The 14,739-nt window shown below is 61.2% G+C and carries 12 protein-coding genes; 6 read left to right on the forward strand and 6 right to left on the reverse strand.

Annotated features, from left to right (window positions below; genetic code table 11):
• Positions 1-469: 469 nt before the first annotated feature.
• The gene (locus AC3ISG_RS04655) at positions 470-937 is read right to left on the reverse strand and encodes a DciA family protein (protein ID WP_122535942.1); all 468 of its coding nucleotides are present in this window, start codon (positions 935-937) and stop codon (positions 470-472) included.
• 320 nt (positions 938-1,257) lie between these two features.
• Between AC3ISG_RS04655 and secA the strand changes: the two genes are divergently transcribed.
• The 4 genes from secA to AC3ISG_RS04675 all read left to right on the forward strand — a co-directional run bounded on the left by secA (position 1,258) and on the right by AC3ISG_RS04675 (position 6,973).
• Positions 1,258-4,008 carry a preprotein translocase subunit SecA gene (gene secA / locus AC3ISG_RS04660; protein WP_122535943.1) on the forward strand — a complete coding sequence of 917 codons (2,751 nt, stop codon included), beginning with the start codon at positions 1,258-1,260 and terminating at the stop codon, positions 4,006-4,008.
• Between the two features lie 135 nt (positions 4,009-4,143).
• On the forward strand, positions 4,144-5,361 hold the full coding sequence (gene argJ / locus AC3ISG_RS04665) for a bifunctional glutamate N-acetyltransferase/amino-acid acetyltransferase ArgJ (RefSeq protein WP_489298607.1): 1,218 nt from the start codon (positions 4,144-4,146) through the stop codon (positions 5,359-5,361).
• A 38-nt stretch (positions 5,362-5,399) separates the two neighbouring features.
• On the forward strand, positions 5,400-6,026 hold the full coding sequence (locus AC3ISG_RS04670) for a glutathione S-transferase family protein (RefSeq protein ID WP_489298608.1): 627 nt from the start codon (positions 5,400-5,402) through the stop codon (positions 6,024-6,026).
• A gap of 2 nt (positions 6,027-6,028) precedes the next feature.
• Positions 6,029-6,973 (forward strand): Nudix family hydrolase, encoded by a 945-nt coding sequence (locus AC3ISG_RS04675; RefSeq protein WP_489298609.1) that lies wholly within the window; start codon positions 6,029-6,031, stop codon positions 6,971-6,973.
• Positions 6,974-7,220: 247 nt separating this feature from the next.
• Here AC3ISG_RS04675 and AC3ISG_RS04680 read toward each other — a convergent pair whose 3' ends face one another.
• The 3 genes from AC3ISG_RS04680 to AC3ISG_RS04690 form a co-directional block, all read right to left on the reverse strand.
• Entirely contained in the window at positions 7,221-7,799 is a 579-nt protein-coding gene (locus AC3ISG_RS04680; RefSeq protein WP_489298610.1) for a cob(I)yrinic acid a,c-diamide adenosyltransferase, read from the reverse strand.
• Positions 7,800-7,803: 4 nt separating this feature from the next.
• Positions 7,804-9,852 (reverse strand): sensor histidine kinase, encoded by a 2,049-nt coding sequence (locus tag AC3ISG_RS04685; protein WP_489298611.1) that lies wholly within the window; start codon positions 9,850-9,852, stop codon positions 7,804-7,806.
• Between the two features lie 61 nt (positions 9,853-9,913).
• Complete coding sequence (locus tag AC3ISG_RS04690; RefSeq protein ID WP_489298612.1) at positions 9,914-10,834, reverse strand: putative 2-dehydropantoate 2-reductase; 921 nt, start codon at positions 10,832-10,834, stop codon at positions 9,914-9,916.
• Positions 10,835-11,006: 172 nt separating this feature from the next.
• Here AC3ISG_RS04690 and AC3ISG_RS04695 point away from each other — a divergent pair, with 172 nt between their 5' ends.
• Positions 11,007-11,492, forward strand: coding sequence for a YajQ family cyclic di-GMP-binding protein (locus AC3ISG_RS04695; RefSeq protein ID WP_065992166.1), 486 nt, complete (start codon positions 11,007-11,009; stop codon positions 11,490-11,492).
• Between the two features lie 151 nt (positions 11,493-11,643).
• Positions 11,644-12,492, forward strand: a complete 849-nt coding sequence (locus AC3ISG_RS04700; protein WP_065993168.1) for a mechanosensitive ion channel family protein — start codon at positions 11,644-11,646, stop codon at positions 12,490-12,492.
• A gap of 265 nt (positions 12,493-12,757) precedes the next feature.
• On the opposite strand, the gene AC3ISG_RS04705 is transcribed toward AC3ISG_RS04700, so the two are convergent.
• Entirely contained in the window at positions 12,758-14,323 is a 1,566-nt protein-coding gene (locus AC3ISG_RS04705; protein ID WP_122622472.1) for an AmpG family muropeptide MFS transporter, read from the reverse strand.
• A 42-nt stretch (positions 14,324-14,365) separates the two neighbouring features.
• Complete coding sequence (locus AC3ISG_RS04710; RefSeq protein ID WP_240356873.1) at positions 14,366-14,734, reverse strand: MGMT family protein; 369 nt, start codon at positions 14,732-14,734, stop codon at positions 14,366-14,368.
• Positions 14,735-14,739: the final 5 nt, after the last annotated feature.

Consider the following 14,739-nt stretch of genomic DNA (forward strand, 5'->3'; position numbering starts at 1 on the left):
GATTGTCGATTGGATAGCGTGCATATCCGTTTTTTGTGTGTACTGGAATTATGGTTCCGCCCTTACGGCGGGTCACTTTTGGCAAGAGCGCCCCAAAAGTAACCAAAAACGCTTTGCTCCTGGTTTGGCCCGACTTCGTCGGGTTCCTTCACTCCGGTCTCGCTCCGTGGGCCCGCGCCGAACGGGCATCCATGCCGTGACGGCGCTCTCGCCGCATCCATGCGGCTCGACCCACTGCGCGAGACCTGCGTTCAGCCTGCACCCAAGTCGCGTTCTGCGGTGTCTGAACCCTTTGCGTATGAAGATCAAGATCAAAAGCAGATCAAAAGCGCGTTTAAAGCAGATCAAAAGCTTCCCGGCTGAGGCCGGTCCTACGAGGCGCCGTCGATCCCACTGGGTGTACTCGGAGTTCATGTAGGACCGGCTTTAGCCGGGAAGAGGCCGGTGCGAGCGCCGGCATTCTCGGAGCTTATGATCCCCCAGCCTCTTTCGGCGCCGCATGGGCCGCCAGCCGTTCTAGCGCAGCACGCAGTTTCGGGTCGGTGATGCCTTCGGCCGTTGCCGAGATGGTTTCGGCCGCTGCAACGGAAAGATCGCGCGTATGGCCCGTCTCACTTCGGTGCGTTCTCGCGGGCTGTACCTTCAGGTGCAGCCGGGTGAGGTTGGCGAATTCCTTGAACGCCACCAGTTGCCGTTGCAAACGCTTCTGTTGATAGCGCAGTCGAGTGGCCCAGTGCCCGTCGGTGACGATGAGCAGCAGGGTGCCTTCGCGCCACGACGCCACGTGACAGTGCTCGCGCGCTGCGGGTTGTAGCTGGCTTTCCAGCAGACGCTGCAAGTGCGCGAGGCGTTGGGCGTGGTTGAAGATGGCTTTGAGCGGCCGGGCTTCGCGCAGAAGAACAGCCGGTGCGCGCGCCGGTAGGGGACGAAATGCCATGATAGGGTTGCCTTGTGTTGCCAGTGCGGGATCTTAGCAGAATCGGCTGAAGCACCCTCAGGTCAGCCGTTTCGGGTGCAAGCGCGCTGCGCGATCATGAAAAAACATTAATAAAACTTCTGGCCTTCATGGGTTGAAGTCACGGGAAATGACCCTATTGTACTTCTGCCCCGTAACATTGCTGTGCCAGCATCGTGGAATAACGCCACTTTCCTCACCACCATTTCCGGGTAGAATGCTCGTTCGCATGCGGCCATCAGGGCTGCTCGGGCGACTCACGGGGCCGCCCTCCATCCCTATGTGTGGAAGATCCTTTCGATATGTTTGCACCTTTGTTAAAAAAACTTTTCGGAAGCAAAAACGAGCGCGAAGTGAAGCGCATGCTCAAGACGGTCCAGGTCGTCAACAGCTTCGAAGAGCAAATGCTCGCCCTCTCGGACGAACAGCTGCGCGCCAAGACCGATGAGTTAAAGGCCCGCATAGCCAAAGGTGAGACCCTCGACCAGCTCTTGCCCGAAGCCTTCGCGGTCTGCCGCGAGGCGGGTAAACGCATCATGGGCATGCGTCACTTCGACGTACAGCTGATCGGCGGCATGACACTGCACGAAGGCATGATCGCCGAGATGCGTACCGGTGAGGGTAAAACCCTCGTCGCGACCCTCGCGGTCTACCTCAACGCACTGTCCGGCAAGGGCGTGCACGTGGTCACGGTGAACGACTACCTGGCCCGTCGTGACGCCAACTGGATGCGCCCGCTGTATGAATTCCTCGGTCTGACCGTAGGCGTGGTTACGCCTTTCCAGCCGCCGGAAGAGAAGCGCGCCGCCTACGCCTCCGACATCACCTACGGCACCAACAACGAATTCGGTTTCGACTATCTGCGCGACAACATGGCATTCAGCCTGGAAGACAAATTCCAGCGTGAACTGAATTTCGCCGTGATCGACGAAGTGGACTCGATCCTCATCGACGAAGCCCGTACGCCGCTGATCATCTCCGGCCAGGCCGAAGACAGCTCCAAGCTCTACACCGAGATCAACAAGCTGATCCCCAAGCTCGAGCAGCACATCGAGGAAGTGGAAGGCCAGGTCACCCAGCAGGGTCACTACTCCATCGACGAGAAGTCCCGTCAGGTGGAGCTGAACGAGTCCGGTCACCAGTTCATCGAAGAGATGCTCACTGAAGTCGGCTTGCTGGCTGAAGGCGAGAGCCTGTATTCCGCGCACAATCTGGGTCTGCTGACCCACGTTTATGCCGGTCTGCGTGCCCATAAGCTGTTCCACCGCAACGTCGAATACATCGTTCAAGACGGCCAGATCCTGCTGGTTGACGAACATACCGGCCGTACCATGCCGGGTCGTCGTCTGTCCGAAGGCCTGCACCAGGCCATCGAAGCAAAGGAAGGCCTGAACATCCAGGCCGAGAGCCAGACCCTGGCCTCGACCACCTTCCAGAACTACTTCCGTCTCTACAACAAGCTGTCCGGCATGACCGGTACGGCGGACACCGAAGCGTTCGAATTCCACCAGATCTACGCGCTGGCGGTGATGGTCATCCCGCCGAACAAGCCGTTGGCGCGTAAGGACTTCAACGACCTCGTCTACCTGACCGCCGAAGAGAAGTACGCGGCGATCATCACCGACATCAAGGCCTGTCTGGCCGAGCAACGTCCGGTGCTGGTGGGTACGGCGACGATCGAAACGTCGGAGCACATGTCCCGCCTGCTGGTGCAGGAAGGCATCGAACACAAGGTTCTGAACGCCAAGTTCCATGAAAAAGAAGCTGAAATCATTGCCCAGGCCGGTCGTCCGGGCGCGCTGACCATCGCCACCAACATGGCCGGTCGCGGTACCGACATTTTGCTGGGCGGTAACTGGGAAGTTGAAGTTGCCAGCCTGGAAGACCCGACCCCAGAGCAGATCGCGCAGATCAAGGCCGACTGGCAGAAGCGCCATCAGCAGGTGATCGAAGCGGGCGGTTTGCATGTTATTGCGTCCGAGCGCCACGAATCCCGCCGTATCGACAACCAGCTGCGTGGTCGTGCCGGTCGTCAGGGTGACACGGGTTCGAGCCGTTTCTACCTGTCGCTTGAAGACAGCCTGATGCGCATCTTCGCCTCTGACCGGGTGAAGAACTTCATGAAGGCGCTGGGCATGCAGTCCGGTGAAGCGATCGAGCACCGCATGGTGACCAACGCGATCGAAAAAGCGCAGCGCAAAGTCGAAGGCCGCAACTTCGACATCCGCAAGCAACTGCTCGAGTTCGACGATGTTTCCAACGAACAGCGGAAAGTGATCTACCACATGCGTAACAGCCTGCTGGCTGCGACCAACATTGGTGACACCATTGCCGAGTTCCGCGAAGAAGTTCTCGACGCCACCATCTCCGCGCACATCCCGCCGCAGTCGTTGCCTGAGCAGTGGAACGTGGCCGGTCTGGAAGCCGCGCTGAACAGCGATTTCGGCGTGAAGCTGCCGATCCAGCAGTGGCTCGACGAAGACGATCACCTGAACGAAGACACCCTGCGTCCGAAGTTGATGGAAGCCATTCTGGCGGCCTACAACGAGAAAGAAGACCAGGCCAGTGCCGAGGCCCTGCGCACGTTCGAGAAGCAGATTCTCCTGCGCGTACTGGACGACCTGTGGAAAGACCACCTGTCGACCATGGATCACCTGCGTCACGGCATTCACCTGCGCGGTTACGCTCAGAAGAACCCGAAGCAGGAATACAAGCGCGAGTCGTTTGCCTTGTTCCAGGAGCTGCTCGATTCGATCAAGCGCGACGCCATCCGCGTGCTGTCCCACGTTCAGGTTCGCCGCGAAGATCCGGCCGAGGAAGAGGCGCGTCTGCGTCGGGAAGCCGAGGAACTGGCCCAGCGCATGCAGTTCCAGCACGCCGAAGCACCAGGCCTGGAGCAGCCGGACCTGCTCGCTGAAGACGGAGAAGACGTCGCGGTAGCCGCTGCTGCCGCACTGTCGCCGGTTCGTAACGACCAGAAGCTGGGTCGCAACGAATTGTGCTGGTGTGGTTCGGGCAAGAAATTCAAGCACTGTCACGGTCAGATCAGCTGAATCGCCGACCGCGACAGGCTGTAGCTGAACTGTAAAATCACGCCGCGACCGGCTCTGCCGTCGCGGCGTTTTTCAATCAATCGAGCCGTGTCGGCAAGGCCGCGCGGTGTGACTGTCTTTCAAGGAGCGCACTTCATGGCTGTTGGTCTTGGTCCTTTGCCGACGCTGCACCCGGTTCCCGGTTTTGAACTTGGCATCGCTTCCGCCGGCATCAAGCGCCCGGGGCGCAAAGATGTCGTGGTCATGCGCTGCGCCGAAGGCTCCAGCGTCGCGGGTGTGTTTACACTGAACGCCTTTTGCGCGGCGCCGGTGATCGTCGCCAAACAGCGCGTGCAGGGCACCGTGCGTTATTTGCTGACCAACACCGGCAATGCCAACGCGGGCACGGGTGAACCTGGGCTGGCCGCCGCCGAGCGGACCTGCGCGAAGCTGGCCGAGATCACCGGGGTGGAAGCCAGCGCCGTGCTGCCGTTTTCCACGGGCGTGATCGGCGAGCCATTGCCTGTCGAGAAGATCGAAGGCGCGCTGCAGGCGGCGCTGGATGATTTGTCCGTCGACAACTGGGCTGCAGCGGCCACCGGCATCATGACCACCGACACGCTGCCGAAGGGCGCGAGCCGCCAGTTCGTGCTTGATGGCGTCACCATCACCGTGACTGGCATCAGCAAAGGCGCGGGCATGATTCGTCCGAACATGGCGACCATGCTCGGTTACATCGCCACCGACGCCAAGGTGGCGCCGGGCGTGCTGCAGGATCTGATTCGCGACGGCGCCAACAAGTCGTTCAACCGCATCACCATCGATGGCGATACATCGACCAATGACTGCTGCATGCTGATCGCCACTGGCCAGGCCGATTTGCCCGCGGTAACCGAGGCCAAGGGCCCGCTGTTCGAAGCATTGAAAAAGGCCGTATTCGAGGTGTGCATGGACGTCGCGCAAGCTATCGTCCGTGACGGCGAGGGCGCCACCAAGTTCGTGACCGTTGGAGTGAACGGCGGCGGCAATCATCAGGAATGCCTGGACGTGGGTTACACCGTCGCGCATTCGCCGCTGATCAAAACCGCGCTGTTCGCCTCGGACCCGAACTGGGGCCGGATCCTGGCGGCCGTGGGTCGCGCAGGCGTGCCGAACCTCGACGTCAGCAAAATCGACGTGTTTCTGGGGGACGTCTGCATCGCCAGCAAAGGCGCTCGGGCCAGCACCTACACTGAGGAGCAAGGCTCGCTGGTGATGGCGCAGGAAGAAATCACCATCCGCATCGAGCTGGGCCGTGGCGATTGCAGCGAAACCATCTGGACCACTGACCTGTCGCACGAGTACGTGAAGATCAACGCGGAATACCGCACCTGAGTGACGAGCGAGTCCATCGGTTTCAACGGAGCCAAGACATGAGCCTGCACCTGATCATCGGCGACAAACGTTATTCCTCCTGGTCGCTGCGCCCGTGGCTGGCGCTTGCGCTGACCGGCGAGGCGTTCACCGATCAGGTGATTCGCCTGAATCAGGCTGACACCACGCGCCTGATTCTGGAGCATTCGCCGACCGGTAAAGTGCCGGCGCTGAAGTGCGAGCACGGCACCATCGTCGACTCATTGGCGATTTGTGAGTATCTGGCGGAGCGTTTTCCGAATGCAGGCTTGTGGCCGGCGGATATCGCCGCCCGCGCTCAGGCCCGCTCGGCGTGCGCGCAAATGCACAGCGGCTTTGTCGGACTGCGCTCGCGCTTGCCGATGGATTTGCGTCAGGACGAGGCGCTGGAAGTGATTGCCGTCGAAGCTCAGGCAGACATCGACCGCATGGTTGCGCTGTGGCGTGAATGCCGCGCGGTGTCGGGTGTGAGCGAGGGTTTCCTGTTCGGCACGCCGGGCATCGTCGATGCGTTCTTCGCACCGGTCGCCGTGCGCTTTCGTACCTATCACGTCGAGCTGCCGGCGGACGCGGCAGCCTACGTTGAAACGATTTATCAGTGGCCTGAGTTCAAACGCTGGCAGAAAGCGGGTCTGGAGGAAGGTTGAACGTGAAACGCATCCATGTGGCCGCGGCGGTTATCCGTGGCACCGACGGCAAGATCCTCATCGCCCGACGCGCCGACAAGCAGCATCAGGGCGGTCTGTGGGAGTTTCCCGGCGGCAAGGTTGAACCGGATGAATCGGTCGAGGCCGCGTTGTCCCGCGAGTTGCTTGAAGAGCTCGGCATCGTCGTGACGGCGGCGCGTCCGCTGATCAAGATCAAGCACGACTACCCGGACAAACAAGTGTTGCTGGACGTCTGGGAAGTCTCGTCGTTCACCGGCGAACCCCATGGTGTTGAAGGCCAACCCCTTGCGTGGGTATCGCAACGGGAACTGGCCGAGTATGAATTTCCGGCGGCGAATCGGCCAATTGTGGCCGCTGCGCGTTTGCCGGGTGAGTACCTGATCACCCCGGACGATCTGGATACCCCAGAGCTGCTGCGCGGCATACGCACGGCGGTGGCTGGCGGCATCAAGCTGGTTCAGCTTCGCGCGCCGAACATGTACGACCCGAAATACCGTGACGTCGCGGTTGACGCGGTCGGGCTGTGCGCGGGCAAGGCGCAGTTGATGCTCAAGGGGCCGAGGGAATGGCTGGGGGACTTTCCGGCGGCGGGCTGGCACCTGACCAGCGAACAGTTGCGCAAATACGCCAGCAAGGGCCGTCCGTTTCCTGAAGACCGCTGGCTGGCGGCCTCGTGTCACGACGCCGAAGAGTTGAGTCTGGCCGAGCAGATGGGCGTGGATTTCGTCACCCTCTCGCCGGTGCTGCCGACGCAAAGCCATCCGGACGCCCAGCCGCTGGGTTGGGAAAAGGCCCGTGAGTTGATCGAGGGCTTTAGCAAGCCGGTTTATCTGCTCGGCGGGGTAGGGCCGACGGACCGTCAGCACGCGTGGGAATGTGGCGCGCAGGGTGTGGCCGGAATTCGCGCGTTCTGGCCGCAGGGCTAAAAGCTGTTCCGATCTGAGTTCGAGAACAAAGGTTGCTACACCGCAGATTCAACGGCGAATGAAGCCCCTGTGGGAGCGAGTTTGCTCGCGAAGCTTTATCAGTCGCCGCATCTCTAGCGGCTGAAACGCAGTCTTCGCGAGCAAGCTCACTCCCACAGGATTTGCGCTTGCCAGCTGAGTTGCGGTGTATCAGGACAGCAGCACGTCAGGACAGTAGCCCCTCAGCACCGCAGCACTGTCTCACCAATCACTGCGGCTTCTTCGCAGGCTCCCACAAAATCTCCGCCACGCCCTCACGCCGGGCAATGATCCGCGCCGCGACAAACAGCAAATCCGACAGCCGATTGATGTAGGCCAGACCAACCCCGGCCAGTGGCTCGACCGCGTTGAGGTGCTGACAACTCCGCTCCGCCGTGCGCGCAAGGCTCCGGCAAACGTGGGCCTGGGCGATCAGCGTCGAGCCGCCCGGCAAGATGAAATTCTCCAGCGGCCCCAGCTCTTCATTCCAATGATCGATCGCCGTTTCCAGACGCTCGATCTCTGCTGCATTCAGCGCCTTGTATTCCGGCATCGCCAGTTCGCCGCCCAGGTCGAACAAGCGATGCTGACACGGCGCCAACACGTCGATAACTTCCTGCAACGCCGGATGAGTCGCCACCGATACCTTAAGCCCCGCCAGCAGCACGCCGACCTGGCTGTTCAGTGAGTCGACTTCCCCAATGGCCTCGACCCGCGGATGATCCTTCGGCACTCGGCGACCATCGCCCAGGCCCGTTTCGCCGGTGTCACCCGTGCGCGTGTAAATTTTCGACAAGCGAAATCCCATGGCTCTACTCCCGGTCGTTCTGACCAATGACCTGTGGTGCAGGCATATCTATCGAATTGTCCACCAGCGGCAGACGCAAGGTGAAACAGGTGCCTTGGCCGAGGGTGGAATGCACTTCCATCTGGCCCTTGTGATTGTTGGTGATGATGAAATACGACACCGACAGCCCGAGGCCCGTGCCCTGGCCGATTTCCTTGGTCGTGAAAAACGGCTCGAAGGTGCGCTTGCGCACGCTTTCCGGCATGCCGATGCCGTTGTCCTCGACCTGAATTTCCGCCCACGGCGGGTTCAGGCGCGTGCGCAAAATGATGCGCCCCGGCTCGCCGGGATTTTCGCGCTGATGGATGGCCTGAGCGGCGTTCTTCAGCAGATTGAGCAGCACCTGTTCCAGCTCGTTGGCCGTCGCAGGCACCGGGCCCAGATCAGGATCGAACTGGCGAATGATATTCTGGCCCTTGAAGTCAAAACCGATGGTCAGGTCAAAGTCGTTGCTGGCGATCTCCACCGCTTGATCAATCAGTGCCGGCAGATCACAGGGCGCCAACTGACGGTTGCTGCGGCGGCTGAAGCTGAGCATGTGGCTGACGATCTTAGCCGCCCGCGCTCCGGCTGACTGGATGCCGTCCAGCAACTGCGGTACTTCGCGCGCGATCAGGTATTGATTCACCGCCGCCAGCTCGATGCCTTCCTGCTGGGCCTGCTCGAGATTCTTCGGCAAATCGGGCGACAGCCGACGGCGGATGTTCTGCACGTTGTGCATGATCGCCCCGAGGGGGTTGTTGATTTCATGGGCCATGCCGGCGGCGAGCCCACCCACCGAGAGCATTTTCTCCGACTGAACCATCATTTCCTCCAGCGACAGGCGCTGGGTGATGTCATCGATGCGGATCACCGCGCCACGGCCGGCATCGCCGGTCAGGGGATAGAAGGTGAGGGCGTAATGGCGCGACTCGTCGCCTTTGACCCAAGTCACGCGCTCGATTTTGGTGACGGTGTGGCGTTCGACGGTCTGTTTGATCTGCGGCAAAAACGCGCGCATCGGCGGGAACGCCGAGTAAATCGGCTGGTTCAGCGCTTCGTCCAGTGGCGTACCGGACAGGGCGCCGGCCTCCTGATTCCACTGGGTAACGTACAGCTGCTCGTCCAGGGCGATCAGCGCCGACGGCATGGAGTCGATGATGCTGTTGAGGTAGTTCTGAAAGCCCGTGAGCTTCTTCTCGATCTTGCTGCGCACCTGAACTTCAAGCTCCAGCTTGCGGTTGGTGTGGCGGGTTTCTTCCGCCAGACCCTGCGCCTGATCGTAAGCGTCCTGGGATTCATCGCGGGCGCGTCTGAGCTGCTGCTCACGGGCTTCCATGCGCGAGAGCATGGTGTTGAACGCCTCGGCCAGCGAACCGATTTCGTCCTTGTTGCCGGGCGTCGCCCGCAGCGCGTAGTTCTCCTCGCGGGTAACCCGCCGCGACAGGTCTTCAAGCTGGTAGATCGGCTCGGTGATAAAGCGCCGAATCTGCCGGGCCACGCCGGCCCACAGCAGGATGCTGAAAATCAGGATGCCAAGGCTGGCGGTCAGCGTGCCGGTGTAGAACGCCGTCGGCAATTCGCTGCTGGCGACCAGCAACAGATGGCCCTGCGCTTGTCCGGCTTTGGGAATGGGGATGACCTGAGTGTTGCGAAACTCGGTAATGCGCCAGCTCTCAAGATCCCGGTAGTGGTCGGGCATGCGCAGCTTGTTGCCCTGCTGCATCTGCGCCAGACGCGTACCGCTGCTGTCGTACACCGCCGCCGCCCGTAACGGGCCGTAGTTTTTCAGTTCACTGAGCAACGTCTGGGCGTTGGAGGTCGAAGACAGAGCGTGCTCGGACAGGCCGGGATTGCTGATCAGCCGACCGATCGTCTGCAAAGCTTGGGGCGCCATCGCTTCCTGGGAAATGTAATAGGCGGCGCTGATAAACGTCAGGTTGGCGACCACCAGCACTGTGGTGAGCAGTACGAGCAGGGCGGCCAGGAGCTTTTGACCGACCGGCAGGTTTTCGAGGCGCTGGCGCAATGGCATGGGGCAGGTCACCGGAATGAGGAGCGGGCAGGTTAGCGCTGTTCAGCCGTTGAGCAAACCGTCAGTCGCTGGGCAGGCCGCGGGCGTTGAGGTGTTCGATCAGGCGCAGGCGTAACTGGTTCAGCATCGGCGCAGGACAATCGAGGGCAGCCGCCGTGGCGCAGACATGCCCGAGCAAGTAGCGGATCTCGGTGCGACGGCCTTGGACAACGTCCTGATACATCGAGGAATAATTACCGGCGGTGGCGGCAATCACCTGCTGCACCTGATCCAGCAACCCTTCAGCCGCGCCGGGCTGACCACAGCCGTGCAATACGTGTCCGAGCTCAACGCACAGCGCCGTCACTTCGTCCTCATAAGCCTGCAGCTCGCCGTTGCGGCATTGGTGTAACACGGTCAGCGGGTTGATCGCGCAGTTGAGCGCGAGTTTGCGCCAGAGGCGTTCGGCGATGTCGGCGGTCCATCGATGAGGGATGCCTGCCTGCTTGAGGTCTTCCAGCCAGGCCGGCGCCGCGCCGTGCGGTGTGTCGCCCAGCCAGTTGGAGCCCTGTCCGGCAAATACCACGCTCCAGTCTTCATCGCGGTAGGCGCCTTCGGTGCTGGAGACAAAAATGCAGCGTGCCTCAGGAATCATCGCGGCCACGGCGTCCTGGCTGCCGAGACCATTTTGCAGGAGCAAGACATCAGCCCTGTCGGTCAGGCGATGGGCGACGGCTGCAACCGCGCATTCAGCGTCGTAGGCCTTGCACGCCAGCAACAGACGCTCGATGGGCTCGCCTGCGCTGGCGGTCTGTGCCGGGATGGCAAACCGCTGACGCTCGCCGTTTTCGTAAAGTGCCAGACCCGCTTGCGCGTTATAGGCCGCCAGTCGGGCCTCGTCGCGCAAGATCAACCGCACGGGCAGACCCGCCCGGGCCAGTCGAGTGGCCCACAGACTGCCCAAGCTGCCTGCGCCCAGAACGTGCCAGCACACGGATTTCAAAATAAATGACGCCCGGCGACGAAGATCTCAGTGCGCGGGGAAAACGAAATCAACATTGCAGGCTCACATGAACGTGGGAAAAGTCTCGTTATAATAACCGGGCTTTCATACCGTCAAGTCAGGCGTGCTCCATCCACATGTTGAGCCGCGCCGTATCAATTGGAGAATCTACATGCCCTCGTTCGACGTAGTGTCCGAACTGGATAAACACGAAGTCACGAATGCCGTCGACAACGCGATCAAGGAGCTGGACCGCCGCTACGACCTCAAAGGCAAAGGCAGCTTCGAGTTCACGGAAAAAGACCTGCTGATCAAGATGACCGCCGAAGAAGGCTTTCAGCTCGAAGCCATGATCGAGATCCTCAAGCTGGCCCTGGTCAAGCGCAAGATCGATGTGCAGTGCCTGGAACTGAAAGATCCCTTCGCGTCCGGCAAGGTCATGAAGCAGGAAGCCACCCTCAAGGAAGGCATCGACAAGGAGCTGGCGAAGAAGATCGTCGCTCACATCAAGGAAGCCAAGCTCAAGGTTCAGGCTGCCATTCAGGGTGAGCAAGTGCGCGTCACCGGCAAGAAGCGTGACGACCTGCAAGAAGCGATCGCTGCGCTGCGTGGTCACGAGTTCGGCATGCCGCTGCAATTCAACAACTTCCGCGACTGATCGCCCCGCGATTTGCCCTGCGATTTCATGCTGGCTCAGGAACCCGAGGGGTTCCTGTGCGTCCGAATGCAGGTCTCGCTGAAATAACGGGCCCACTCGGCGCCGTTGCTTCAGCCTTCCATGTCGCGACCCCGAGGAGAAATAGATGGACTTGGATTTAAACGGCCAGGTAGACCATCTGGTGAAAGCGTCTCAGGCCTGGATCCCGATGGTCATGCAATACGGCAGCAAAGTGCTGCTGGCAGTGGTCGTCCTGCTGGTCGGCTGGTGGCTGATCAATAGACTGACGTCCCGCGTGGGTGCGCTGTTGGCGCTGCGCCACGTCGACCTGGCGTTGCAGGGTTTCATCAGCAGCATCACCAACATCATTCTGAAGATCCTGCTGATCGTCAGTGTCGCCTCGATGATTGGGGTAGAAACCACTTCATTCGTTGCCGCGATCGGTGCGGCGGGTCTGGCGATCGGCCTGGCGTTGCAAGGCAGTCTGGCGAACTTCGCCGGGGGCGTTCTGATTCTGCTGTTCCGTCCATTCCGCATTGGCGACTGGATCGAAGCCCAAGGTGTATCCGGCACCGTGGACGGGATTCAGATCTTCCACACCGTGCTGCGCACCGGCGACAACAAAACGGTGATCCTGCCCAACGGCAACCTGTCCAACGGGATCATTACCAACACCAACCGCCAGCCAACGCGCAAGATCACCTTCGACGTGGGCATCGACTACGACGCCGACCTCAAGCAGGCGCTGCAAGTGTTGATGGACATGGCGGACGATCCGCGCATCTTGCAGGATCCGGCGCCACAGGCGGTGGTCGCGGCATTGGGCGACAGCTCGATTACCGTGTCCCTGCGCGTGTGGACCAAGACCGGTGACTTCGGTGACGTGTCGAACCGCTTCAACGCGGAAATTCGCGACCGTCTGCGCGCGGCCAACATCGACATCCCGTTCCCGCAGCGGGTGATTCGTGTGGTGCAGGACGAGCAGCCCACGAAGGCGTAACGCTCGATCGCAGAAAGCAAAAAGCCCCGGCTCGTGAGAGTGCGGGGCTTTTTGTTGAGTGGGCCACGGGAGCGTGCTCGTCAAACATGGCGACACTGCGGATCGTGAACGCGGACGACAACTTGTGGGAGCGAGCTTGCTCGCGAAGGGGCCGGAGCATCCGAAGCATCTTTAGCGGTCGGGCTAAAGTCTTCGTGAGCAAGCTCACTCCCACATTTACGGAGTATCCTGCGCGATCGCACATGGTCCGGACGATAAGCGCTGCCTAGAGCACCGAATCTGCAGGCTTGGCCGGCTCTTCGGCTTCTGCCGCTTCTTCCCGCGCTTCTCGGCGTGCTTCCTGCGCCCAGTGCAGGGCGATCATGAACAAGGTCGGCACGCCCATCAGCGCGGTCGCCAGGAAGAAGTTGTGGTACCCCAGCTTCTCCACCATGACCCCGGAATAGCCGCCGATCAGACGCGGCAACAGCAGCATGATCGAGCTGAGCAGCGCGTATTGGGTGGCCGAAAACTTGAGGTTGGTCAGGCTCGACAGGTAGGCCACGAACGCCGATGTCGCGAGCCCCGAGCTGAAGTTGTCCAGCGAGATCGTGACGATCAGCATCTTCAGGTTCGGGCCCATGTCGGCCAGCATCAGGAACAGCAGGTTGGTGGCTGCCGACGTGATACCGCCGATGAACAGGATCGGCAGAATGCCGAAACGCACGATGGCCAGTCCGCCAAACGCCGCGCCGGCCAGGGTCATGACCAGACCGAAGATCTTGCTGACGCTGGCAATCTGATCCTTGGTGAAGCCCTGGTCGATGTAAAACACGTTCGCCATTACGCCCATGACCGTGTCGGACATGCGATACGTGGCGATCAGCCCCAGCAGCAGAAAGGCCTGCCAGCGATAACGCAGAATGAAATCGTTGATCGGCGTCAGCACCGGCGCCAGGCCGCGGCGGCCCATGGACGACAGGCAGGCCACGGTCAGCAGCGTGTAAAGGATCGCACGCAAAAAGGCGCGGTCTTCCATCAGCAGGTCTTTCCAGGTGGTGCCCTGAAACAGCACGCTGGCGAAGTCGGTGTTGTACAGCTGGGTGAACATCGCTGGCACCGAGACCAGCAGAATGATCAGCACGAACACCGAGGCCAGCTGATGAGCGAAGCCATAACGCACGGCCGACAGCTGCGTGCGGATCGGCACGGACGGTTCACGCATGATCAGGCTGGTGATCAGCGCGGGCACCATGAGCAAGCCGAACAGCACATAGGTGCCGGCCCAGGCCGAGTGTTTGTAGGCAAAGCCGGTCGAACCGAAGCCTTCGGCGAAGTACAGCGCGCCGGCAGTGGCGAGGAGGGCGGCGACGCGGTAACCCGCCATGTAGCTGGCGGCAAGGGTCGCTTGCTGGCTGTCGCTGGCGATTTCCAGGCGGTAGGCGTCGATGGCGATGTCTTGGGTCGCCGAGGAGAACGCGACCAGCACGGCAATCGCGATCAGCCACGACAGGTGCTGCTGCGGATCACAGAAGCCCATGCCGATCAGGCCCAGGGTCACCAGCGATTGCGAGAGCACCAGCCACGAGCGCCGTCGGCCGAGCCGGCCCAACAAAGGCAGGCTCCATTGATCGAGCAGCGGCGACCAGACCCACTTAAAGGCATAGGCCAGACCGATCAGACTGGCGTAGCCAATGGTTTCACGCGCGACGCCGGCTTCACGCAGCCAGACCGACAGCGTGGAAAACACCAACATGTAGGGCATGCCCGCGGCAAAGCCGAGCAACAGGAGCACAAACGTAGAGGGGCTGGCATATGCGGCGAGCGCGGCGCGCCAGGTTTTGCGGGGCATGGGCTGGAATCTGCCTCAGGTTACGTAAACAAAGCGCGCACTCTAACCGTTGTGCTCTGTCGGGCGCCAGCCATGACGCTGCATATCCACACGATTGTTACGGATGGTCACGCCCTCGGCCCGCAACCGTGCGCGTTGCTCCTCGCCCGACACGGTTCCGGGGGCCAGGCTGATGCGCCCGCCAGCGCCGATTACGCGATGCCAGGGCAAACTGCTGCCGTCCGGCAATTGACTCAGCGCTCTGCCAACGAAGCGTGCCGCTCGTCCCAAACCGGCCAGCTCGGCCAGTTGGCCATAACTGACCACTTTGCCTTCCGGTACTTGATGCAACGTAAGGTATAACGCCGTGCGCCGTGCCTCTGCGGGAGAGAGACCGTTCGGGTCGCCGTGCGCGGGAGATTGTTCGATCACGCATT

This window comes from Pseudomonas sp. GL_135 (genome assembly GCF_057834665.1).

Excerpts from the sequence above, each read along its gene's own strand:
- AC3ISG_RS04655 (WP_122535942.1), bottom strand. The coding sequence starts at position 937 with ATGGCATTTCGTCCCCTACCGGCGCGCGCACCGGCTGTTCTTCTGCGC.
- secA (WP_122535943.1), top strand. The coding sequence starts at position 1,258 with ATGTTTGCACCTTTGTTAAAAAAACTTTTCGGAAGCAAAAACGAGCGC.
- argJ (WP_489298607.1), top strand. The coding sequence starts at position 4,144 with ATGGCTGTTGGTCTTGGTCCTTTGCCGACGCTGCACCCGGTTCCCGGT.
- AC3ISG_RS04670 (WP_489298608.1), top strand. The coding sequence starts at position 5,400 with ATGAGCCTGCACCTGATCATCGGCGACAAACGTTATTCCTCCTGGTCG.
- AC3ISG_RS04680 (WP_489298610.1), bottom strand. The coding sequence starts at position 7,799 with ATGGGATTTCGCTTGTCGAAAATTTACACGCGCACGGGTGACACCGGC.
- AC3ISG_RS04685 (WP_489298611.1), bottom strand. The coding sequence starts at position 9,852 with ATGCCATTGCGCCAGCGCCTCGAAAACCTGCCGGTCGGTCAAAAGCTC.
- AC3ISG_RS04695 (WP_065992166.1), top strand. The coding sequence starts at position 11,007 with ATGCCCTCGTTCGACGTAGTGTCCGAACTGGATAAACACGAAGTCACG.
- AC3ISG_RS04705 (WP_122622472.1), bottom strand. The coding sequence starts at position 14,323 with ATGCCCCGCAAAACCTGGCGCGCCGCGCTCGCCGCATATGCCAGCCCC.